General features: G+C 56.6%; 18 protein-coding genes and 3 pseudogenes. 3 read left to right on the top strand and 18 right to left on the bottom strand.

The features are described 5' to 3' along the window. Positions 1-48 precede the first annotated feature (48 nt). The 4 genes and pseudogenes from ACQ86O_RS13535 to ACQ86O_RS13520 all read right to left on the bottom strand — a co-directional run bounded on the left by ACQ86O_RS13535 (position 49) and on the right by ACQ86O_RS13520 (position 3,717). Positions 49-558: a protein disulfide oxidoreductase gene (locus tag ACQ86O_RS13535; protein WP_431221555.1), complete on the bottom strand. Its 510-nt coding sequence runs from the start codon at positions 556-558 to the stop codon at positions 49-51. Then, a pseudogene (locus ACQ86O_RS13530) lies at positions 551-1,266 on the bottom strand (DsbA family protein). Before ACQ86O_RS13530 ends, ACQ86O_RS13535 begins: the two are co-directional and overlap by 8 nt. Continuing rightward, positions 1,263-3,299 carry a protein-disulfide reductase DsbD family protein gene (locus ACQ86O_RS13525; protein WP_431221554.1) on the bottom strand — a complete coding sequence of 679 codons (2,037 nt, stop codon included), beginning with the start codon at positions 3,297-3,299 and terminating at the stop codon, positions 1,263-1,265. The pseudogene ACQ86O_RS13530 and the gene ACQ86O_RS13525 overlap by 4 nt, the downstream one beginning before the upstream one ends. A 49-nt stretch (positions 3,300-3,348) precedes the next feature. Then, a complete protein-coding gene (locus ACQ86O_RS13520) occupies positions 3,349-3,717 on the bottom strand; it encodes a copper resistance protein (RefSeq protein WP_431221553.1) in 369 nt (122 codons plus the stop codon). A 181-nt stretch (positions 3,718-3,898) separates the two neighbouring features. Here ACQ86O_RS13520 and flk point away from each other — a divergent pair, with 181 nt between their 5' ends. Next, a complete protein-coding gene (flk, locus tag ACQ86O_RS13515; RefSeq protein WP_431221552.1) occupies positions 3,899-4,924 on the top strand; it encodes a flagella biosynthesis regulator Flk in 1,026 nt (341 codons plus the stop codon). Here the strand turns inward: flk and ACQ86O_RS13510 are convergent. Together ACQ86O_RS13510 and ACQ86O_RS13505 are read right to left on the bottom strand one after the other, a co-directional pair. After that, positions 4,921-5,372: pseudogene (locus tag ACQ86O_RS13510) on the bottom strand (rhodanese-like domain-containing protein). The gene flk and the pseudogene ACQ86O_RS13510 overlap by 4 nt on opposite strands. A 58-nt stretch (positions 5,373-5,430) precedes the next feature. After that, positions 5,431-6,546: an SLC13 family permease gene (locus ACQ86O_RS13505; protein ID WP_431221551.1), complete on the bottom strand. Its 1,116-nt coding sequence runs from the start codon at positions 6,544-6,546 to the stop codon at positions 5,431-5,433. A 174-nt stretch (positions 6,547-6,720) separates the two neighbouring features. Here ACQ86O_RS13505 and apbE point away from each other — a divergent pair, with 174 nt between their 5' ends. Beyond that, complete coding sequence (gene apbE, locus ACQ86O_RS13500) at positions 6,721-7,752, top strand: FAD:protein FMN transferase ApbE (RefSeq protein ID WP_431225611.1); 1,032 nt, start codon at positions 6,721-6,723, stop codon at positions 7,750-7,752. A 51-nt stretch (positions 7,753-7,803) separates the two neighbouring features. Here apbE and ACQ86O_RS13495 read toward each other — a convergent pair. The 6 genes and pseudogenes from ACQ86O_RS13495 to fabB form a co-directional block, all read right to left on the bottom strand. Further along, a pseudogene (locus tag ACQ86O_RS13495) lies at positions 7,804-10,933 on the bottom strand (efflux RND transporter permease subunit). Further along, positions 10,930-12,387 (bottom strand): efflux RND transporter periplasmic adaptor subunit, encoded by a 1,458-nt coding sequence (locus tag ACQ86O_RS13490; RefSeq protein WP_431225610.1) that lies wholly within the window; start codon positions 12,385-12,387, stop codon positions 10,930-10,932. Before ACQ86O_RS13490 ends, ACQ86O_RS13495 begins: the two are co-directional and overlap by 4 nt. Next, the gene (locus ACQ86O_RS13485) at positions 12,384-13,643 is read right to left on the bottom strand and encodes a TolC family protein (RefSeq protein ID WP_431225609.1); all 1,260 of its coding nucleotides are present in this window, start codon (positions 13,641-13,643) and stop codon (positions 12,384-12,386) included. The genes ACQ86O_RS13490 and ACQ86O_RS13485 overlap by 4 nt, the downstream gene beginning before the upstream one ends. 10 nt (positions 13,644-13,653) lie before the next feature. Further along, on the bottom strand, positions 13,654-13,974 hold the full coding sequence (locus ACQ86O_RS13480) for a copper-binding protein (RefSeq protein ID WP_431225608.1): 321 nt from the start codon (positions 13,972-13,974) through the stop codon (positions 13,654-13,656). Positions 13,975-14,228: 254 nt separating this feature from the next. After that, a complete protein-coding gene (locus ACQ86O_RS13475; RefSeq protein ID WP_431225607.1) occupies positions 14,229-14,654 on the bottom strand; it encodes a hypothetical protein in 426 nt (141 codons plus the stop codon). 275 nt (positions 14,655-14,929) lie between these two features. Further along, positions 14,930-16,144, bottom strand: coding sequence for a beta-ketoacyl-ACP synthase I (gene fabB, locus ACQ86O_RS13470; protein WP_431225606.1), 1,215 nt, complete (start codon positions 16,142-16,144; stop codon positions 14,930-14,932). Positions 16,145-16,315: 171 nt separating this feature from the next. Here fabB and mnmC point away from each other — a divergent pair, with 171 nt between their 5' ends. Further along, positions 16,316-18,337 carry a bifunctional tRNA (5-methylaminomethyl-2-thiouridine)(34)-methyltransferase MnmD/FAD-dependent 5-carboxymethylaminomethyl-2-thiouridine(34) oxidoreductase MnmC gene (mnmC, locus tag ACQ86O_RS13465; RefSeq protein ID WP_431225605.1) on the top strand — a complete coding sequence of 674 codons (2,022 nt, stop codon included), beginning with the start codon at positions 16,316-16,318 and terminating at the stop codon, positions 18,335-18,337. 53 nt (positions 18,338-18,390) lie between these two features. Here mnmC and ACQ86O_RS13460 read toward each other — a convergent pair whose 3' ends face one another. The 6 genes from ACQ86O_RS13460 to prmB form a co-directional block, all read right to left on the bottom strand. Next, positions 18,391-18,672: a YfcL family protein gene (locus ACQ86O_RS13460; protein WP_431225604.1), complete on the bottom strand. Its 282-nt coding sequence runs from the start codon at positions 18,670-18,672 to the stop codon at positions 18,391-18,393. Positions 18,673-18,703: 31 nt separating this feature from the next. Beyond that, positions 18,704-19,252, bottom strand: coding sequence for an elongation factor P hydroxylase (locus ACQ86O_RS13455; protein WP_431225727.1), 549 nt, complete (start codon positions 19,250-19,252; stop codon positions 18,704-18,706). Between the two features lie 87 nt (positions 19,253-19,339). Beyond that, a complete protein-coding gene (locus tag ACQ86O_RS13450) occupies positions 19,340-20,140 on the bottom strand; it encodes a sulfite exporter TauE/SafE family protein (protein WP_431225603.1) in 801 nt (266 codons plus the stop codon). Positions 20,141-20,309: 169 nt separating this feature from the next. After that, positions 20,310-21,137 (bottom strand): penicillin-insensitive murein endopeptidase, encoded by an 828-nt coding sequence (mepA, locus tag ACQ86O_RS13445; protein ID WP_431225602.1) that lies wholly within the window; start codon positions 21,135-21,137, stop codon positions 20,310-20,312. 11 nt (positions 21,138-21,148) lie between these two features. Continuing rightward, positions 21,149-22,234, bottom strand: a complete 1,086-nt coding sequence (gene aroC / locus ACQ86O_RS13440; RefSeq protein ID WP_431225601.1) for a chorismate synthase — start codon at positions 22,232-22,234, stop codon at positions 21,149-21,151. A gap of 85 nt (positions 22,235-22,319) precedes the next feature. Further along, a complete protein-coding gene (prmB, locus tag ACQ86O_RS13435) occupies positions 22,320-23,252 on the bottom strand; it encodes a 50S ribosomal protein L3 N(5)-glutamine methyltransferase (protein ID WP_431225600.1) in 933 nt (310 codons plus the stop codon). Between the last annotated feature and the right edge of the window lie 364 nt (positions 23,253-23,616).

The following is a 23,616-nucleotide window of genomic DNA, read 5'->3' as shown; positions in this document are numbered from 1 at the left end:
TAAGCGACAGGGGCTCACTCTCACCGCCGATAACGCGGCAACTTCACGTCAGAAGAGGTAAAGGCTGGCCCACCAGAGCCGTAGCTTCATCCCCCAATAGCTGGTCCAGCCGGTGGTACTCTGTACCACCTCTCCTTTGGCGATCACTACAATGGTCGGGGTTACGCCAATCTGCCACTGCGCCGCAAGTGCGCCCCGCTCATCGTTAACTACCGGCAACCGCAGCTTTTTATGCGCCAGCCACTGCTCGACCTGCTGGTTATTACCCGAGCGCAGCGCCACGGTCAGCACATTGCCACCATTGGCGGCCAGTCTGGCAACGTAAGGCGTGGTGAAACGGCATACGCCACACCAGCTCGCCCAGAAATAGACCAGCAGAGGTTTATCCTGGCTGAGCTGTGCCAGCGATACCGGCTCCCCATCCAGGAGCTCCAGCATCTGCTGGCTGAAAGCAGCCGGTGCCTGCGGTGCTCGCCACCAATCCATGACAAAGGTTGCTGCCAGCAAGATCAACAGCAAAACCGACAGCTCGCGCGCCCAGCGCTTCAATCTAGCCATTTTTTACCTTTGCCAGCTGTTGCTTCACCACCGCGTCCAGATCGTCATAGGATACCGCCCCTGGCAGCATCTGATCGCCGATCAGGGTTGCCGGTGTCCCCTGCACACCAAACTGTTCCGCTAACATCATATTAGTACGCAGCGTGGTCATACTCTGTTCGCTGGGAGCGACCTGTTTGACTCCGGTTTTATCCTGAGCGGCGGCAATGCTGGCATTGTCATGGTTGCCCTTTTTAGCCATCAGGCGTTGATGCAGCGGCCAGAACTGATCCGGGTGCTGTTCCCAGGTGGTGAGAGCCACGCGTGCGGAACTGACAGAGCTTTCCCCCGGAACGGCAGCAGTTTCACCACCACGGCGACGTCCGGATATTGCTGGACTACCTTCTCAAGCAGCGGATCAAACTGCTTGCAGTAAGGACAGTTGTAATCCGTGAAGCTCACCAGCGTCAGCTTGGCATTCCTGGCCCCTAACCTAGGGCTGGCCGGGTCTTCGAACAGGATTTTACTGTTCTGTTTGATCGCCTGGCCAATTTGCTGGCCAGAGGTCTGCTGCTGCCAGGCGTCGACGGCTTGTGCCAGAATATCCGGGTTAGACACCAGGGTTTCGCGGATAATCTCTTTTATGCGGGCTTCCTGCTCAGCGGTAAACGGGGCGGCGGCCCAAACGGGGGTAACTATCAGCATCAGTAAGATTAATAACTTTTTCATTGTTCGTTTCCTTTGGCTGCGGACAGGGCTTTAAGTACCGCTTCACGGGTTAACAGCGGTGACAACACCTCGCCGTCTGGGGTGCCGGGGCCATAAATCTGGTTGAAGGGGACGGCTACGCTGCCACGTCGCAGCAGGAAAGCAGAGATTTCCGCAGACGGGCGGCTCCAATCGCCGCGCAGTGCAACCACATCATCGGCACTGAGGGCCTTTTGCACGTCATCACGCAGCAATACGTTGAATTTATTAGCCTTGCAGGTTACGCACCAATCGGCAGTCACATCGACAAAGACCCGTTTATGTTGCGCCAACGCCTGCGTGATTGCCTGCTCAGAGAGCGGTTGCCAAGCGATATTGTCATGTAAGGGTTTGCGCCACTGGTCGGCAGTCAGCGAACTTATCAGTAACGCCAAGCCCCCCACCAGCAGCACGCTGGCAGCAGCGATACCCGCAGTGCGTCCCCCTCGTTGTTTCCATAGCGCCAGCAACAGGCCTACCAGCAGAATGGCCCCAACGATCAGGGTCGGTTTCGTGCCGATATGGTTGGTCATCAGGCTAAGCAGCCAAAGCGAAGAAACCAGCATCAGCAGGCCCAACACCAGCCTCATGCTGTTCATCCAGCGGCCCGGGCGCGGCAAGCGCAAGGCCAGTGCTGGCCAGGCGGCGATCAGCAGCCATGGCAAACTCATGCCAATTCCCAACGCCACAAACATCGCCCACAACACCGGCAATGAAGCGGCCAGCGCAAACGCTACGGCGGTTCCCAGGAAAGGCGCCGAGCAAGGCGTTGCCAACAACGTGGCAAATGCCCCTTGCCAGAAATGGCCGCTGAGCCCCCGGCCATTGTGGGTAGCCAGCCTGGTGTTCAATGAGGAAGAGAGTTGCAGGTGGAACAAACCAAACAGGTTGGCGCTAAACAACAGCGTCACCAGCACCATAAAGCCGATAAACCACGGGTTCTGGAACTGAATACCCCAGCCTAGCGCCTGGTTGCTCAGGCGCAGCAACGTCATCAGCAAGGCCAGAACCATAAACGACACAACGATGCCTGATGACGATGCCAGAAACTGCCATCGCACGCTGCGCCGATCGCGCTGTTCAACCTGTAGAATGGAACCTAGCTTCATCCCCAACACCGGCAACACACAAGGCATCAGGTTAAGAATAAAACCCCCGGCCAACGCCATCAGCACCGCCTGCCATAACGGGAAACCTGAGTCGGCAGGCAGGTTGAGCGGCCCGCCGATGGTCAGCGTGGTTTCCTGCGCCAGGCCACCATCGCTGACAACCAGCCGCAACTGTTTGCCTCGCAGATCCGGGGCAGCGTCACCCCAACCATCGCTGACCGGGATGCGTGCCTGCATGCGTTCACCGTCGCGCTTGACCGAGGGCTTGCCCAAATCGGCGCCCGCCAGCGTATCAAAGAACAACTCCGGCTGTTGCCAACCCGCCGTACGTTCGGCACTGATCTGCAACTCGCCATTGTGATAACCGGCACGGATGCTATCCACCAGCCCACTGGCTATAGGCACCTGCCCCATTGCCTGAGCAAAGTCATGATTGAACTGCGGATTGCTGGGAGAACTGAGATCCAGCGTGAACGGATAGTCGGTCAGGACGCAGACGTTACTGCAGGTAGATAAGGTAAGCGTCCCCGCCAATTGGCGTGCCGCCCCTTTCAACACCATGGGCAGGGCCACCTTGTCGTGATAGCCCTGTGTGGAAATGCCGGCAACGTCGAAACGCTGCGGTGTCGGCCAGAACCAGGTAGCCACCGGTGGCGGGTTGCCCTGCCAGACGATAGTTGGCGCAATGCCGCCTTCTCCCGGCGAGCGCCAATAGGTTTTCCAGCCCTTTTCCAGCTCGACAGTTAACAGCACGCGGGTTTCGTCACCTTTGCTGGTGTCGGCGCGTAGCCTGATTTTAGCGTGATCGTTTTGCGGGCTTTGCAGCCAGCCGCTGTCCGCGGCCTGTGAAGCAGGAAGCCACAGCAGTAACAGGCAAGCAAAGGTCTGCCTGATGAAATTCAACATGTTTTTTCTCCATAAAAAAATTAATCACCCAATTCGACGCGGGATTAACTCATTCACGGAAAACGCATAATCGTAGATGCACCCTCAGGGTGGGCGGGGAAACAACTCGCAGAGGGGGAAAGCGTAAGCGCGGAGCGATGACCGGAGCCAGCAGCGCCAGCAGCATGCCCAGGCCAAACAGCACGGTTTCAAACATCACGGGGGGAGCCGCCAGCAGCGATTTGGCACTCAGTTCACACGGGGTGGAGGCGCTTTCCGGTTCATCATCGCTGGCCGCAGGTTGGCTGAAACTGACATTCGGCAAACCAAGCGCCAGTTGCAATGCATGCAAACCCGCCATGCGCTGCGTGATGCAGGTCAGCATCACCAGGCAAGCCAGGTATAAAAACCATTTTGCAATCCGCTGCCGATTGATCATCACGTCCCCAATACCGTATCTGCGCTTATCTTAGCGGCGCAAACAGGATAAGCAACGATTAGCCTGTAAAGAAATGTCTGGCAGGCGGTATTGATGGCGCAAAATTACAGGTATCATGCGCGATTAAGCCTGTGCTTTTCGCCGGGTATGCCCACTTTCTACGTAGCGAAGGACTGGTGAAATGCAACCTTTGAGTGGACCAGGCGCTCCCAGCGCCCTCGAGAGCACCCCGACCACGGGCAAAAATCCGCTCCCCGACCACCAGCCGCTCTCCCCGGCCCAGCGAACCCAGTTGGAAAAACTGATCGTAAAAATCATGGCGCTCAGCCCGGCCAAATCCGCAGAGATATGGGCCACGCTACGCCATGAGCTTGGAGCGGAAAATAACAGCGAACTCCTGGCACGCCATTTCCAACCGGCTGAACAGTTGCTGCAAGGCCGCCTGGCGGTGGCGCAACAGAGCCATGCCAGCCGTCAACTGCTGCAACAGCTTACCGAGCTATTACCGCAGGGCAACAATCGCCAGGCCGTCAGCGATTTTATTCGCCAGCAGTTTGGCCACACGGTATTGAGCCAATTGAGCCACCCACAGTTGCAGCAGGTGTTGAACCTGTTGCAGACCGGCGCATTGACCATTCCTCCCCCACTGCAAAGCACCACCAGCGATCGCCCGTTGCTGCCTGCCGAACATCAGCATTTGCAGCAACAGGTGACCAAACTCAGTGCGGCTACCGGTGAAACCCCAGCCAAGATCTGGCAGGCACTGTTCGATCTGGTCGGCGTTAAAGTCAACGATCCCCTGCCTGCACGCCATTTTCAGTTACTCAGCCAGTTCCTGCAGGTGAAAGTAGCGCTCAGTCCGCAAACTGCGCCGACCCTGCATAACCTGCTGGCGGTGTTGAAACAACCGGCAGACCAACAAGAGCAGCAACAGCTTGGCGACTATTGCCAGACGCGCTTTAACGGCAGCCTCACTACCCCTTTGACCCATGCGCAGTTGAACGATGTTATCCAGCAGTTGTTCGCCCGCCGTCTTGACAAGGCTGGCCATGCGCCACCACTTTATGGTGAAAACCGGGAGCCTGCGCCGCTGCTCAATCCGCTGATTGCCGCCCTGCCGCAATCATTGCAGACCACGCTCAGTAAACCTCTGGTATGGGTTGCTCTGGTTATCACGCTGGTCTTGCTGCTGCTGTGGCTGTTTTAACAACCGCACTCCGGCGTGTTTTCCTGCCCCAGCATCGAACCTCTTTCCTCGCCGATGGCCAGTGGATGGCCATCGCGCTGCCAGAAATCTAACCCGCCGATCAGCTCTTTAACCCGGAAACCCAGTTTTGCCAGCTTATAAGCTCCCCGGGTGGAGCCATTGCAGCCGATACCGTCGCAGTAGGTCACATAGACTTTGTCACGTTCAAGCTCTCTGGTGCTGCTTTCATTCATCAGGCGATGGGGAAACTCACCGCCCCCGGAATATGTCCGGCAGCGTACCCGGCTTCAGCACGGGTATCGATCACCACAATGTCCTGGATACCGTTGCGCAGATCTTCTGCCAGATCTGCAGAATCGGTGTAATAGCTCAGTTTTGCTGCCAGATACGCCAGACTTTGCTCCGCCTCTGCTGGCGGAAAAGCCAAAACCAATGAAGATACGCCCATCCTGATACTCCTGTTCATTTAACGTCTGAAGACAGCATCCCACCTTTTCACCGTTGCATTAGCGCAATAACAGCCAGCCAACCAACGCCGCCCAAGCCAGAAACGGCAGTGAATAGTAATGGAAACGTAGCCAAATCATGCGCTCGCCCGCCATGCGCAAGGCAATCAGGTTGGCCAATGAACCTATCGCCAGCCCGAAGCCACCCGCATTCACCGCATAAGCCACCATCGCGCTGGAGGGGACATAGTTGAGCAATAAAATCGTGGCGGGTACGTTGCTGATCACCTGCGACAAACCGATACCTAACACATACACGCTATTATCTGGCAGCGAAGCAATCCCGGTCAGCAACGGCTGGACTGCCGGTAATTCGGTCAGCAGCCCGATATTGATAAACATGGCGAGAAAGACAAAGATCAAGCTCCAGTCGATCTGCAGCAAGACCTGCCGGGCCAATAGCAGAAAACAGGCAAATACCAGCAACATACCGTATAGCGGTATATCAAACTCCAGGCAGATCAGAAATGCCACATACAGCACTACACAGCTCAGCAGCAGACGCATCTGATAGGGATAAGCCTGGGTGTTAGGCATTTTGATAATGTCGTGAGCCGGAAAACTGAACCAGGTCACAATCAACAGGCTTAACATCATCACCGCCCCAAAGGGGGCCATCTGACCGATAAACTCCAGAAACGTCAGCGATGACTTGCTCCACAGCAGAATATTTTGTGGGTTACCGATTGGCGTCAGTAACGAGCCGGCGTTAACCGCCAGCGCCTGGAAAATAATCAACCGCCCCACCGGCAGTGAAGAGAGCTTTTTCAGGGTGATGGTCAGCGGTATTACGATAAATAGCGCGACATCATTAGTGAGAAACGATGAGAGCAACGCGGCGGAAAACACCAGAAACAGCGCCAACCTGCGCTCGCTGTGTAAGGTGTTAATGATCTGGCGGCCAATAAAATCGAAATAGCCGCTCACCTCGACACCCTTGGTCAACAGCATCAATCCCAATAGCGTCATGATGGTACGCCAGTCGACAAAATCAGCAATAACGCCCAGCGGTTGTGGCTCAAGGGCAAACAACAGCATGCCGATCAATAACAGCATATGCAGAAAGCGGTCATGCAGGAATGGCCTCAACAGACCGGTTACAGCATTTGAACCCATGTTATTACTCTCATTACCAATAACGGCTTGAATTGAGCCAGGAATACTGGCAAATGACGTTAGCTGAAGCTCTCAATTAACGCCAGCAAAATAGCATTTGTTAACTATTAGCCCTTTTCATTTGGCGTACTTTGCTCTATTTGTAGCGCCTGTTTTTATTTCTAAGGATTTTCCATGGCTCATTTTATTGCCAAAGGGTTGTTACTGATCACCACATTGATGCTGCTGGCTGGCTGCAACGATAATGAAACCCGCCCGCAGATCGATATTGAAGGCAAAACCATGGGCACCTACTACAGCGTGAAGATCAGCGGCGCTATCTCGCAAAGCAAGCAACAATTGCAGCAAGAAATTGATGTGCTGATGGAGCAGGCCAACGACGATATCTCGACTTACCGCCCCCATTCGGTGTTATCGCGTTTTAACCAGAACCACAGCAGTGAACCACAACCCATCCCGCGCGGTATGGCAGATATTATCCTCACCGCCCAACGCATTGGTCGTGATACCGCCGGAGCGATGGATATCACCGTTGGCCCGCTGGTTAATCTGTGGGGGTTCGGCCCGGATAAACATGCCGCAAAAATCCCGAGCCAGCAGGAGATCGATGCGGCCCGCGCCAATACCGGATTGCAGCATCTGAAATTGCTCAGCGACAGCCGGGGGGAATGGCTACAAAAAGATTTGCCAGAATTGTATGTGGATCTTTCCACTCTGGGGGAGGGCTATGGCGTGGATCAGTTGGTGCAACTGATGGAACGCAAAGGTATTACCAACTACCTGGTTTCGGTGGGTGGCGCTGTCTCTTCACGTGGCGTTAACGGCCATAACAAGCCTTGGCGGGTGGCCATTCAAAAACCCACTGACAAGGAAAATGCGGTACAGGCGTTGGTTGACTTGCAAGGCTATGGGGTCAGCACCGCTGGCAGTTACCGCAATTATTTCGAACTGGATGGCCCGCATTATTCCCATGTGATCGATCCCACTACCGGGCGGCCAATCACCCATAAGCTGGTTTCTGCCACGGTGATTGCCCCTACGGCCTTGGAAGCTGATGGCTGGGACACCGGGCTGATGGTGCTGGGTGCCGAAAAAGCGCTGAAACTGGCGGAGGAGAAAAACCTGGCGGTGTATCTGATCACCCAAACCGACAACGGTTTTATCGCCGTGATGACACCGCAATTTAAAGCTTTTCTGGTTAAGTAATTAATGCGCTTCCCCTCTTCCCAAGGGAGAGGGGAAGCCGTTAAAAAATGATTAGCCTTCCTTTTCATCCTTGCGATGCAGCAGTGAATATACCGCAGGGATCACCAGCATCGAAAGCAATGGCGCACTGACCATACCACCAATCATAGGCGCGGCAATACGCTGCATTACTTCAGATCCCGCGCCCCCGCCCCACATAATCGGCAGTAACCCCCATAATGGTCGCCACAGTCATCACCTTTGGCCGCACACGAAGCACTGCACCTTCGCTAATTGCCGCCATTAATTGTTGATGGCTCAACGGCTGGCCGGGTTGCCGGTGTTTCGCCAGCGCCTGGTTAAGATACAGCACCATAATGACGCCAAACTCGGCCGCCACCCCGGCAAGAGCAATGAACCCCACGGCACCCGCCACCGACAGGTTGTAATTGAGCAGATACAGCAGCCACACCCCGCCGATCAACGCAAACGGCAGCGTCGCCATAATCAGGAGCGCATCACGCACGCTGCTGAAAGTGACAAACAGCAATACGAAGATGATCCCCAACGTCACCGGCAATACGATCTTCAACTGGGCGCTGGCGCGTTCCAGATATTCAAACTGCCCCGACCAACTGACGGACACCCCGGCAGGCAGTTTCACCTGCTGAGCAACCATTTGCTGCATCTCCTCCACTGCCGATTTCAAATCGCGCCCGCGCAGATCGACGTAGATCCAATCAGAAAGCCGGGCATTCTCACTTTTTAGCATCGGTGGCCCTTCGGTGATACGGATATCCGCCAGTTCTGCCAGTGGCACCTGGCCCCCTGCGGCGGTCAGTACCGGCAACTCACGCAACTTCTGCACCGAATCACGGATCTCGCGTGGATAGCGAACGTTGATCGGGTAACGTGCGCGCCCTTCAATCGTCTCACCAATGTTCTCTCCTCCCACCAACGTGGCGACCATGGATTGCAGTTCTTTCACCGAAACGCCATAACGCGCCGCCCGCTGGCGATCGATATCAATATCCACGTAGCGCCCACCGGCAAGGCGCTCCGCCAGGGCAGATGTCACACCGGGTACCTGTTTAACCACCTGTTCGATCTGGCTGGCCGCACGCTCGATATCGGCAATATTGCTGCCGTTGACCTTGATACCGACCGGGCTTTTGATGCCGGTGGCCAGCATATCCAGCCGGTTGCGGATCGGCGGTACCCAGACATTGGCAATCCCTGGCACGTTAACTACGCTGTCCAACTCAGCCACCAGCTTGTCCATCGTCATCCCTGGCCGCCACTGTTCACGCGGTTTGAAGCGGATGGTGGTTTCCAGCATGGTCAGCGGCGCGGGATCGGTCGCCGTCTCCGCACGCCCGGCTTTACCGAATACCGTGTCTACCTCCGGCACGGTTTTGATCAACCGGTCAGTCAGTTGCAGCAAACGGGCCGCCTCACGGGCAGAAATCCCCGGCAAGGTCGAAGGCATATACAGCAGATCCCCCTCGTCCAATGGCGGCATAAACTCGCTGCCCAGACGGCTGAGTGGGAACAGGGTCAGCACCAGCAGCAGGGCCGAAATCCCCAGAGTGGTTTTAGGGCGCGCCAGCACCGCCGCCAGCAGCGGCTGATACATACGGATCAACCAGCGGTTGAGCGGGTTGGCATGTTCATCCGGAATGCGGCCACGGATGAAATACCCCATCAGCACCGGCACCAGCGTGATCCCCAATCCGGCGGAGACCGCCATGGCATAGGTTTTGGTAAATGCCAGTGGCGCAAACATCCGCCCTTCCTGCGCCTGTAGGGAAAATACCGGGATAAACGACAGCGTAATGATCAGCAGGCTGCAAAACAGTGCCGGGCCAACTTCAACCGCCGCCTGCTCTGAAATGCGCCAGTAATCTGTAGAGGTGGGCTGTTGGCCGGGGTGGCGCTGGCGCCACTGCTCCAGCACCTTGTGCATGTTTTCGATCATCACGATCGCCGCATCCACCATCGCGCCAATAGCGATAGCGATGCCCCCCAACGACATAATGTTGGCATTCACGCCCTGGTAATGCATCACCACAAAGGCCCCCAGGATCCCCAGCGGCAAGGTGACTATCGCCACCAGCGCCGAGCGGAAGTGGGACAGGAACAATGCACACACCACCGCCACCACCAGAAACTCTTCCAGCAGCTTGAATGACAGGGTATCAATGGCGTGCTCAATCAGTTGCGAGCGATCATAAACCGGGACAATCTCCACTCCCGGCGGCAGAGTTTGCTGGAGCTGTTGCAGTTTAATCTTCAACGCATTGATGGTTTCCAGCGCGTTCTTGCCATAGCGCATCACCACAATGCCACCGGCAACTTCGCCTTCACCGTTCAGCTCTGCCATGCCACGGCGGATTTCTGGCCCTTCGCGGATTTCCGCTACCTGTGAAAGCAGGATCGGTACGCCTTCCCGGGCGGTGATCACCACGTTATTGAAGTCGGCCAGCTTCTTCAGATAGCCGGAGGTGCGCACCATATACTCCGCTTCCCCCATCTCCAATAACGAACCGCCGCCTTCCTGGTTGGCATCCTGAATGGCACTCACCACCTGCTGATGGGTGATATTCAGCGCCCGCATACTCTGCGGGTTCAGCACCACCTGATATTGACGCACCATGCCACCAACGCTAGCCACTTCCGCTACGTTGGGGACGGTTTTCAACTCAAACTTGAGCGTCCAATCCTGCAAGGCACGCAGATCTGCCAGGCTGTGCTTACCAGAGCGATCTACCAGCGCATACTCGTAAACCCAGCCAACACCGGTCGCATCCGGCCCCAGCGCCACCTTCACCTGCGGCGGCAACGAGGATTGCACCTGGCTGAGCGATTCCAACACCCTTGAGCGGGCCCAGTATGGATCGGTGCCATCTTCAAACAGAATGTAGACATAGGCATCGCCAAACATTGAGAAGCCACGCACCGTGCTGGCCCCTGGCACCGTCAGCATGGTGGTGGTCAGTGGATAGGTGACCTGATCTTCGATCACCTGCGGTGCTTTGCCTGGGTAAGTGGCACGCACGATCACCTGCACATCGGAGAGATCGGGCAACGCATCCAGCGGCGCCTTCTGCAACGCCCAGATGCCCCACCCCGCCAGCATGATCGAAGCCAGTAACACCAGCAGGCGGTTACGTATCGACCAGCGGATCACGGAGGCGATCATGGGTGGCCTCCATGTTCTGCGGCCTGCGGCATGATCTGGCTGATGTGTGAGCCATTTTCATCCACGCTAAAGTGGAAAGTGACCTTGCTGCCAACGCTTATCCCTGCCGGTAATCCGCCCGGTGGCAAGGTGAAATCCATGGTCATCGCTGGCCACTGCAACTCAGGAACCGGTTCGTGCGTCAGCGTCACGCTTTTGTCGTCCAGCGCCTCTACCACGCCCTGAGTGAGATACTGTTTTACCCCCGCTTCTGCTGCCAGCTGTGGCAAGGCACTGCGCATACTGGCTTCGGAATCAATCAGGAACTGGCCGGACGTCACCACCTGCTGCCCGGCTTGCAGCCCCTGTCTGATCTCTACCCAGCCGTTCTGCGAAAGGCCAGCCACCACCTCGACCGGGCTAAAGTGACCGTTACCTTCTGCCACCAGCACCCGGTTGCGATCGCCACTGTCGATCAACGCCTCCTGCGGGATGGCCAGCACCGGCCTGGCCCTGCCAGCCTGGGCCAGCTGCACCTGCAGGTACATACCCGGTTTCAGGCGCTGCTGTGGATTTTTCAGCACGATGCGCGCTTTGAAAGTGCGGGTTAGCGGATCAACATTCGGCAGCAGCTCACTCACCTCGCCGGTAAAACGTTCCCCAGGCCAACTGGCCGAACTGGCCGCTACCGCGTCACCTGCCTGCAACAGACCGGCCTGGGCCTGCGGGTAATCAATCACCATCCACACCGGATCGAGACTTGCCAGTTCAAACAGGCCCTGCGTAGCGGTGACCTGCATCCCTTCGCGCACATCCAGCTTATTAACAAAGCCGTTCTCTGGGGCGGTAACAGTAATGCGGGTTTGGGGTTTACCACTGCGCTCAACCTGGCGGATGATGGCTTCCGGCATAAATTGCAGGGCCAATCGCTGACGGGCGGCGGAGGTTAATGCCCCGTCACCGAGTTTGCGGATCGCCAGATATTCCTGCTGTGCCGCACTCCAGTCCGGGATCCACAGCTGCGCCAGCGCTTCTCCCTTTTTCACCTGCTGCTGGCTGGCACGGACAAACAGCGTCTCCACCAACCCATTAGCCCGTGCGGCAATCACCTGCACGCTTCGTTCATCGGTTGCCACGCTGCCATAGGCATCCAGTTGCAGATTCAGTTCACGCAGTTGCGCGGCTGCCGTGCGTACCCCAAGGTTTTGCTGCTGGCGGGCGCTGATGGTGACGCCACCATCCTCCTGCTGCTCATCCGCGTAACGCGGCACCAGTTCCATATCCATAAAAGGCGACTTGCCCGGTTTATCAAACCGCTGGCCGGGCACCATCGGATCGTACCAATACAGCACCTGCCGTTCACTGGTGTCCGCCGTCTGTGCGACGGCAGGTTGTTGTTTCACGGCAAACCAATAACCGCCCATAGCGCCACCTAATAGCGCAGCTAACAGCGTCAGGCTGAAACGCATGTTCATAATGCAGTCTCCTGCGGGGAGAGATAACGGATGGCGGCCCATAACTGCGCCAGGTCGCGCGCGGCTTTACCGGCACTCAGGCGGCTATCGAGCAAAGCCCGGCGAGCCTCCAGTACGGAGGAAAGATCGCTTTTGCCACTGCGGTATTGCGCCAGTTGCAGCGTTACCCGTTGCTGTTGCAGCGGGATCGCCTGTTGCTGCTGGCGCTCCCACTGCGCCTGCGCGGCCTGATACTGTGCCAGCAACGTGTCCAACTGGGCCTGGTGATCGCGGATCAGCAGCGTCAGTTGATCATTGGCCTCCATCGAGCGGGAAACATCGGCGGCATAGTTTTTATCCTGGCGTTGCGCCCGGAACAGCGGCAGATCGACAGTAAACATCACCCCTGCCATATCTTCGTAACCATCGGCTCGTTTGCCGTAATACACCTCAACGCCCACGTCAGGGATGGCGGCGATTTCCGATTGTGCCGAACGGGCTTTGGCCACATCGGCCTCACGGCTGGCCTGCACCACTTCCGGGTGCTGCCTGATGGCTTGTTGCAAGATGCCCGTTTCCGCAGGCAGGCGTTCAAAGCGCGGTAGCGAGCCGCGGATCCCTTTAACCTGCTGCCCGGTTAACTGCGTCAAGCGGGCCTGAGCGATGGCGACATCACGCTGCGCTTCACTGAGCCGATCCTGCATGCTCAGCAGCGTCAGACGTGCATCGATGACGTTAGCCGCAGGAGAACTGCCGCTGGCAACCCCGGCATGTTGAGCCGCGATCTGACGCTCACTCTCACTGAGCAAGGCCTGCGCATCTTTTAACGTCTGTTGGCTTAAGGCCAGTTCCAGCCAGGCCTGCGCCGTTTGCTGCTGCAGGCGGGCGCGGATGGTCGCACTCCCCGCTTCGGTTTTACTTGCCTCGGCACGCAGAGTGTCGGCCTTGCGCTGGCGTTTGGTGCTGCTGACGTAATCCTGCATGATGCCCACCCGCTCCATTGTCATTCCCTCGCGGGTCAAACGCCGGGCGTTGCTGCCCTGCACTGGAACGTTTTCGATGCCGAACTTCAACTTGGGATCGGGCAATTCCATCGCCGAATCCGCCATGCTTTGCAAGGCATTCACCTGGTGCTGATTGGCCGAAAGCTCGGCGGAATAGCGCTCCGCCGCTGCCAGCGATTGCTCCAGCGTCAAGCCCGCCGCCTGCGTGTTAGCCGCCCAACAGGCGAGCAGCAGCCAACTCACCCGTAATGGGTGAGAAAGTAATCTGGACATAAAGCCCCCGTTAGTCTTGGCTGGCGCTGATGGCGGTCAGTTGATAGCCACCGTCAACCTGACGGAAACTGAAATCCACCTTGGTGCCAGCGGCCAGTGCAGGCAACGGCGGTTGGGGCTGAAGGAAATTCATGGTCATTGGAGGCCAGCTCAGCGCGGCAATAGCCGGGTGTGACAGCGAGACTTTCTGCTCACCCCAGGCTTTTACCACGCCTTTGGTGTGATAGACGGTGGCGCTTGGCATGGCATGTTGATGGTGTTGCATCTCCTCGGCGGAGACGAAAGAAGAGAAAAACAGAGAAATGAAAATGGCAGTGATCAGATTACGCATAACGATAGCTCCATGAGCCCGTCGCCTTTCAAGCTACAGCGTTGGTAGCAGCAACTTGAAATTCGCAGGACAGAAATTAGACCATATACCCTATGAGTTTCCAGTTGCAGCCAGGCGACCAGCTCGTTCATCCCCTGGCACTTACTTCAGTCAGTGACGGGATAAACGAGTGCAGGTAACAGCGCTGCAGCTTGAAAGACGACGGGTATAAACAACACGAGTCGCCGTTCTCGACGGCAAAGCGGTTGGTTTGGCTATTCACGGAAGCGGCAAAAGACGATCTCTGCCGGAGGGCCTGCTATCGGAGGGGTTTGCCAATCAAGGCGGGAAATCTGGGCCTGGGGCTGAGGAGCCGCCACCAGCAGCTCACTGTTGGCAGGCAATACCGCCGCCAACACCAGGTTGCCATGATCCTGCTGTGCCGTGTCGGGAACACAGTGCTTTTCACACAGCGGCCCTTCGGCCTGCATTGAGTGGGCTGGCGTATCGCTTGCCTGCCTATGCATCATATGCTGCGCAGTTGGCGCTGCCGCAGTCAGTTGCAGATTACAACCGTGGCTGGCGATAGCCAGTTGGCTGTTTAGCAGTAGCCAGCAGACGGCCAATAGCCACGCCCCGGCCCGCTTCTTGGCGAAGCGCAGCTGATGCATGGATAAAGAGATGGACGCCAAAGCCGACATGCAACGATCCCGGTGAAATTAACTGTGCCGAGTATATCGGCAGAAAATCACCGCAGGAACCAGATTTACATCCGCTGACAAAGCAAATCAAGAACAGTCCTGCCAACAGAAAATACTTTGATTTCAGTCAACTACTCTCACTAAAAAAACAGAGATTGGTGCTCAGGCCGAGCGGTTCATAACGTTAGGATGAGGGGAAATGTGGTGGGATTGAGCCTGCAAAAAAATCGGGCACGGCAAGCCGTACCCGATTATTAGCCATGTGTCTGCGAAGCTTACTTTTGCAGCTTGCGCATCACCAGCGTGGCGTTGGTGCCGCCAAAGCCGAAGCTGTTGGACATTACGGTGGTCAGCTCACGCTTGGTTGGCTCGGTCACGATATTCATGCCCACCGCCTTCTCATCGAGGTTATCGATGTTGATACTTGGCGCAATAAAGCCGTGCTCAACCATCAACAGGCTGTAGATCGCTTCCTGCACGCCCGCAGCACCCAGTGAGTGGCCGGTCATGGCTTTGGTGGAAGAGATTGCCGGGGTGTTATCGCCGAACACTTCACGAATGGCACCCAGCTCTTTCACATCGCCCACTGGCGTGGACGTGCCGTGCACGTTCATGTAGTCGATCGGGGTATCGACGCCCTGCATTGCCATCTTCATACAGCGCACTGCGCCTTCACCGGATGGCGCAACCATGTCGGCACCGTCAGAAGTGGCGCCGTAGCCGATGATTTCCGCATAGATATGTGCGCCACGAGCCAGAGCATGCTCCAGTTCTTCAACCACAACCATACCGCCGCCGCCAGCGATAACGAAACCGTCACGCGCTGCGTCATAGGTACGGGAAGCTTTTTCCGGGGTGTCATTGTAGCTGGTAGACAGCGCCCCCATGGCATCGAACTCACAGGCCATTTCCCAGCACAGCTCTTCGCCGCCGCCAGCAAACACCACGTCCTGCTTGCCCAGTTGGATCAGTTCAACCGCGTGACCGATGCAGTGTGCAGAGGTTGCGCAGGCAGAGCTGATAGAATAGTTCACACCACGAATTTTGAATGGGGTCGCCAGGCAGGCTGAAACGCCGGAGGCCATCGCCTTGGTCACCATATAAGGGCCAACGCCACGCAGGCCTTTGGCACGCATACCGTCAGAACCCGCAACCTGATTGCGCGGGGAGCCGCCACCGGAACCGACTACCAGGCCGGTACGATCGTTGGAAACCTGCTCGGCTTGCAGGCCGGAATCTTGAATCGCCTGTTCCATGGAGAGATAGGCATAAACCGAGGCATCGCTCATAAAGCGCATCACTTTGCGGTCAATCAGACCCGTGGTGTCCAGTTTAACATCGCCCCATACGTGACTACGCATGCCGGAATCTTTCAGCTCCTGAGAGAAGGTGATCCCAGAGCGGCCTTCCTGCAGGCTTGCCAGGACCTCCTGTTGGTTGTTACCAATGCTGGAGACGATTCCCAGGCCAGTAATCACTGCACGTTTCATTCAAGTACCTCTTCCACAATTTTACATTCGGGATTTTGCAACGCACTTTAGCGTACAGATGTACGCCGAACAAGTCCGATCAGAATAATTCCACATAATCTTCATCTTGTTTGCACCACGGGGGCACCCCCGTTAAAATCGCCTCACCCCTTGAGTTACGAGCATTTCACCTTGAGCCATACCCCCATCCAAACCGCAGCGTTAAGCTGGAATGAACAGGGTACACCTGTTTCGAAACAGTTTGATGACGTCTATTTTTCCAACCAGGATGGGCTGGAAGAAACCCGCTACGTATTTCTTGGCGGTAACCGATTACCGCAACGTTTTGCTGAACATCCTCGCCCACTGTTTATTGTGGCAGAAACCGGCTTCGGGACCGGGTTGAATTTTCTTACCCTGTGGCAGGCTTTTGCCCGCTTTCGCCATGAGGCTCCGGTGGCTAACCTGCAACGCCTGCACTTTATCAGCTTCGAAAAATTTCCTTTGCAGCAGGCCGATATGGCGGCGGCTCATGCACAATGGCCGGAACTGGCCCCATTTGCCGAGCAATTACGTGCCCAGTGGCCACTCCCGCTGCCAGGCTGCCACCGGCTGCTGCTTGACGAAGGGCGCATTACACTCGATCTGTGGTTCGGTGATGTCAATGCCTTGCTGCCGCATTTTGACGCCAGCATGGATGGCCAGATCGACGCCTGGTTCCTTGATGGTTTCGCACCGTCGAAAAACCCTGATATGTGGAGTGAGGAGTTGTTTGCCGCCATGGCTCGCTTTGCCCGCCCGCAAGGGAGCTTTGCCACTTTCACTGCCGCAGGCTTTGTGCGCCGTGGGTTGCAGCAGGCTGGCTTTGAGGTCACCAGATGCAAAGGCTTTGGTCAGAAACGCGAAATGCTCACCGGCCAGTTGCCCGCCAACGCCCCGCAGCCCGAGCATGCGGCCCCTTGGTTCCTGCGCCCGGCGGCAAAAAACACCGATGACATCGCCATTATCGGCGGTGGTGTAGCCAGCGCCCTCACCGCTCTGGCCTTATTGCGACGCGGTGCCAAGGTGACGCTGTATTGCGCGGATGCCCAGCCCGCAGAAGGCGCCTCGGGCAACCGCCAAGGTGCGCTGTACCCGTTGCTGAATGGCCGTGGCGATGCGCTGGAAAATTTTTTCAGCGCCGCCTTCCCGTTTGCCCGCCGCCAATACGACGCGCTGTTGCAGCAAGGGGCTGAATTTGATCATCAATGGTGCGGCGTTAGCCAGTTGGCCTATGACGAGAAAAGCGCAGGCAAAATTGCCAAAATCCTGGCCGTTGACTGGCCATTACCCCTGGTGCAGGCATTCGATCGCGCCTCGTTAAGCGCCTTATGTGGCGTAGATAGCGGTTTTGGTGGCGTTAATTACCCACTCGGGGGCTGGCTATGCCCCGCAGATCTGACGCGAGCCGCGATTACGCTTGCCGAGGGCCAGGGGTTGGTGTGTCACTATCACCATAGGCTTGCCGATCTGGCGCATCAGGCTGGAAGCTGGAAGCTGCAATTTGCCACCGGGGAAACCCGGCAGCATGCGACGGTGATCCTGGCCAACGGACATCAGCTCGCGGATTTGGCACCCGGCGCGGCGCTACCGGTGTATGCAGTGCGTGGGCAGGTTTCGCATATTCCCACCACCCCGGTGTTAAGTGAACTGAAACAGGTGCTGTGTTACGACGGTTATCTGACGCCAGTAAATCCCCATAATCAGCAGCACTGCATCGGTGCCAGCTATCAGCGCGGGGAATCCGGCACGGAATATCGCGAAGAAGAACAACAGGAAAACCGTGCGCGCCTGCTACGCTGCCTGCCAGAACAGAGTTGGCCGTTGCAGGTGGATATCAGTGGTCAGCAGGCTCGCTGTGGTGTGCGTAGCGCTACACGCGATCATATGCCAATGGTTGGGGCAGTAGCGGATTATCAAGCCACCCTGGTGCAATACAGCGATTTGCAGCAGCGGCGGCAGCGGGGTGAACCGATTGCCGATGCGCCGGTATGGCCGGAGTTGTTTATGATCGGTGCATTGGGTTCGCGCGGCCTATGCTCGGCACCGTTGGCCGCAGAAATTCTGGCCGCTCAACTGTTTGGCGAACCCCTGCCGGGGGATGCACAAATGCTGGCTGCGCTGAACCCGAACCGCATGTGGGTCAGGAAATTGCTGAAAGGACGAGAGGTTTAACGCTTGGTTGCAAGGGCGAAACCATTCGCCCTTGCCAGAACAGAGACAGGCAATTACTCGGCAGTTAACGCAGCCTGGAACAGATTTTCCCACATGCCCAGCACCAATACCTGGTCTGGCGGAGATAACTCACCGGCGTGGATGGCTTTATTCAGGCTGTTCTCCACCCGCGCTTTAAGCTGCTCGGCGCTGTGTTCACCGTTTTCCTGCGCTTCAGCCACCGCTAAAGTCAGATGACCGCACAGGTAGCCACTGGCAAACAGCTCATCATCGCTGGCGTGCTCTACCATGTTATCAATCAGCGCCAGAATGTGCGCCTCGAATTCTGCGATCATCAAATTTCCTCGTTATAAACAGACTGTGGCGTCAGTTGAGATCTTCCGGGTAGGGGAAGTGCTCAGCCGCCAGTGGGGGCGTATTGTAAAACGATCGTAACGCCTGAATAAAGCGCGCAGGTCGTGTGGGTATTCCCTTCTCCAACAATTCCAGTACTCTGGCGCGAACTTTACGCTGGAAACCAATACGATCCGGCTCGCAATCGCCACTGAGATTGTCGCAGCTTACGTTGAATGGGAAACCGGCCGCCACGCAGAACATCCACTCCAGAGCCTGTGGATTGATCTCAACCACTTCAAACTCACTCTGCGTTTGAGCATCGCGGCCGTCCGGGCAATACCAGTAACCAAAGTCCACCCGCTTGCGGCGCTCAGCGCCAGCAATGCACCAGTGAGAAATCTCATGCATCCCACTGGCGTAATAGCCGTGCGCAAAGATGATGCGATGATAGGAAAATTGTTCATCAGCGGGCAGGTAGATTGGCTCATCCTCGCCTTTTACCAGGCGGGTATTAAAATCATCGCTGAAGCACTGATTAAAAATTTCAATCAGTTGCGGATATTGATGCGTGTCTGTCATAGCTGGCATAGAAAAGAAACTCAAATAACCACAAAATTAAGGCGGCAATTATACCCGATATCTTCCGGCTTGCCGCCCCTAAGCTCATTAAAAATGCAGCGACAGCCATTGGTGGATTTCCACCCCGTGATTGTCGTACAACAGTTTGCCGCTCATGATCAACGACACCACGACGATCATTGGCCGGATCAGCTTCTGGCCCTTGGTCAGCACCATGTGCGCACCAACGCGGGCACCAATGACCTGCCCCACCAACATCACCAGGCCAAGGCTCCAGATCACTTTTCCGCCAAGCGTAAACAGCACCAGGCTGCCCAGATTGGAGGTGAAATTCAACACCTTGGCGTGTGCCGTCGCTTTGGCGAGGTTGAAACCGCATAAAGTCACAAATGCCAGTGCGTAAAATGAACCGGCACCTGGGCCAAAGAAACCGTCGTAGAAGCCTACGCAGCCCCCGGCCACCAGGCCAAACGGCAGCGCGCTTAACCGGCGCTGGCGGTCATTTTCCCCCAGCTTGGGCGTCAGCAGGAAATAAACACCGATGCCAATAATCAGCAGTGGCAGCATCTGGCGCAGCAGATCGGCACGTATATGCTGAACCAGAATGGCGCCGATCACCGACCCTATCAGCGTCAGGAAAATGGTCAGTTTCTGGGTATTCAGATCAACGGCCCGGCGGCGGATAAAATAGAGGCTGGCAGAAAACGATCCTCCAACCGACTGTAACTTGTTGGTGGCCAGCGCCTGGGTAGGAGGAACACCGACAGCCAGCAGCGCCGGTACGGTCAAAAGCCCGCCCCCACCCGCAATCGAATCAATAAACCCAGCCAACATGGCCACAAAAAACAATATCCCAAGTAACTCGGGACCCAATACCAGACCATCCATATTCGCGTGCCTGCAAGAGAGGAGCTATCTCCGGTGAATTTCGTATTTCCCACCAGCAACCACGCCGGGGCATGAAAACGACGGACATATCAATTTTTTATTTGCCGCACAGACTACGCTTTGTGACACAAAAAATAAACGCCTCATCAGAGGCGTTAGCATTTGGCGATTAGCGGTTGGCGAAATGATCGTCCAACAGTGCCTGGCAGGTTGGCGGGAGCGGTGGTGGCGCCTTCTTGACCGGATTGGCATTAGGCTGATGAGGCTTGAACCAACTGGCCAACTCGGCACCACAGCCGTCGCCTGCTGGCGGTGAGTCCTGATCCAGGCATTCCAGGCTACCCGCTGGGCAACGCAGGCGGACATGCATATGCGCCCGGTGCCCGAACCAGGGACGAACCTTATGCAACCAGCCACGATCGGCCCCCGCATCCTGGCACAAACGCTGTTTGATCGCCGGGTTGACGAAGATGCGCGTCACTTCGCTATCCTGCGCGGCGATCTTGATCAGCGATTCAATCTGCGGCTGCCACTGGCGATCCACCACTTGCTTGCCGTCGCCAGAAACCAGATCGATCGGTTGTGGCTTGAGCAACTGTTGTGCCGTCCAGCGTTGGCGCGGCAGCTGAAGCCAGATATCCACATCCAGCCCAGATTGGTGGCTGGCGTGGCCGCTGCTGAAACGCCCGCCGGCTGGCATGGCCATATCACCGATCAACACCGTACCCAGCGCTTTCTGGTTGGCCTGGCTGCTCAGACGTTTGATAAACGCCAGCAGATCCGGGTGGCCAAAATAGCGCCGCTGGTCGGTGCGCATCACCTGGTAGTCTGGTGAATTCAAAGGCAGCGGTTGCGCTCCGATAACACAGCCATTGGCAAAACCACCGATAGCGCTGGGCGTGCCGCTGACCGGATGATCGATTTTCTGCCAGGGGGTTAACGCCGTGGCTGAGCCCGAAGCGATCAGGGCAACGATGCCTAACATCCATTTTTTCATCGTAAATACCCTTACCAGCGTGGAACGTCAGAAATCACATCACCGTTTTGCGCGCGCTGACGCAGCAGATGATCCATCAGCACAATCGCCATCATTGCCTCGGCGATCGGCACCGCACGGATCCCCACGCAGGGATCGTGGCGGCCACGGGTGATCATCTCTACCGCTTCGCCCTGACGGTTGATTGTACGGCCCGGCACCATGATGCTGGAGGTGGGTTTCAGCGCCAGATGCGCGATCACCGGCTGGCCGCTGCTGATCCCGCCCAGAATGCCGCCAGCATGATTGCTCTGGAAACCTTCCGGCGTGATCTCGTCACGGTTTTCACTACCACGCTTGGTGACTACGGCAAAACCATCGCCGATCTCCACGCCCTTCACCGCATTAATGCTCATCAGCGCATGCGCCAAATCAGCATCCAGGCGATCAAACACCGGTTCGCCAAGGCCTACCGGGACGTTTTCAGCCACCACGGTCACTTTGGCACCGATGGAATCGCCTTCTTTCTTCAGCGCACGCATCAGCTCATCTAATGCTTCCAGCTTGCCTGGGTCCGGGCAGAAGAACGGGTTTTGCTCAACCTGCTCCCAATCTTTGAGCTCGCAGCTTACGTCACCCATCTGCGCCAGATAGCCACGCACGATAACGCCGAATTTTTGTGCCAGGTATTTTTTGGCGATAGCGCCTGCAGCCACGCGCATTGCGGTTTCACGCGCAGAGGAACGGCCACCGCCACGGTAATCGCGCACACCGTATTTCTGCTCGTAGGTATAATCTGCATGGCCCGGGCGAAACACGTCTTTGATCGCGCTGTAATCTTGCGAGCGCTGATCGGTATTTTCAATCATCAGACCGATGCTGGTCCCGGTGGTCACGCCTTCAAATACACCGGAGAGGATGCGCACCTGATCCGGCTCGCGGCGCTGCGTGGTATAGCGTGAGGTGCCTGGGCGGCGGCGATCTAAATCGTGCTGCAAATCGGCTTCCGTCAACGGAATACCCGGTGGCACACCGTCGACAATACACCCCAACGCCACACCGTGAGATTCACCAAATGTGGTGACGCGGAAAAACTGCCCAATACTGTTCCCTGCCATCACGGCTCCTTACCGTTGGTTGTCATCCCGTTCGGCGAGCAAACGGGGCTATGCAAGGCCCGACATTGCGGGCCTGGGTGGGTGGTTAGCTGCGGTAAATACTAAAGTGTTGTTTACAGTCAATCAGTTGCTGTTTCGTCAGCATAAATACGCCGTCACCGCCGTTTTCGAACTCCAGCCAGGTGAATGGAATATCCGGATACTGCTCCATCAGATGTACCATGCTGTTGCCCACTTCACAAATCAGCACGCCTTCATCACTCAGGTAGTCAGGCGCACAGGCCAGAATGCGGCGAACCAGTTTCAGGCCGTCGCTACCGGCGGCCAGGCCCAGCTCCGGTTCAAAGCGGAACTCTTGCGGCAGGTCGGACATGTCTTCCGCATCCACATAAGGCGGGTTGGTGACGATCAGATCGTATTGGATCGCCGGGACTTCGCGGAACAGATCGGAACGGATCGGGATCACCTGATGTTCAACACCGTGCGCCTGAATATTGCGCTCTGTCACTGCCAGCACGTCGGTTGAAATATCCACCGCGTCTACTTCCGCCTCTGGGAAGGCGTAGCCACAGGCGATGGCAATACAGCCACTGCCGGTACACATATCCAGGATATGGCGCGGAGGGTGCGGGATCAGCGCCCTGAAACGATCGTTGATCAGCTCTGCAATTGGCGAACGTGGCACCAGCACGCGTTCATCAACATAGAACTCCATACCGCAGAACCAGGCTTTATTGGTCAGGTAGGCAACCGGAATACGCTCGTTAACGCGGCGGATGACCCGCTCCACAATGCGGTGACGCTCGCTGGAGGTCAGGCGTGCGGTGTGCATGTCTTCCGGAATATCCAATGGCAGGAACAGGCTGGGCAAAACCAATTGTACCGCTTCGTCCCACGGATTATCGGTTCCGTGACCATAGTAGATATTGGCCGCGTTAAAACGGCTTACTGTCCAGCGCAGCATATCCTGAATGGTGTGCAGCTCATTCACTGCTTCTTCGACGAAAATTTTGTCCAATTTGCCCTCCGGCAGGCGCGATGATTCATGATTTAGCGGCATAGTTTGCCATGAAGCCGGTGACAAATCAGCAGCAATAGTGGTGTAGACCCTATGAATTTCACGTTGCAGCCAGACAGCCCAGCGATCTCATCCCCTGGAGCTGACTTCAGTCAGTGACTGGGTTGGGATAGTGCAGGCAACAACGCTGCAACCTGAAAGACGACCGGTGCAGAGACCATTCGGACTCAGTTTTACTTCGACAGAACCTTTTGAGCAGGTAAACTAGGCGCGGTCCTACAACCCTAGGGCATTTTCCTGCAGTGTACACCCGTGGTTTTTCAAGCTGCCAGGCTATTGTCTGCAACGTGAAATTCATAGGGTA

Origin of the sequence: Serratia sp. L9, from assembly GCF_050632285.1 — a bacterium.
Taxonomy (GTDB): Bacteria; Pseudomonadota; Gammaproteobacteria; order Enterobacterales; family Enterobacteriaceae; genus Chania.
This window is presented reverse-complemented; position numbering and strand designations above follow the sequence as displayed.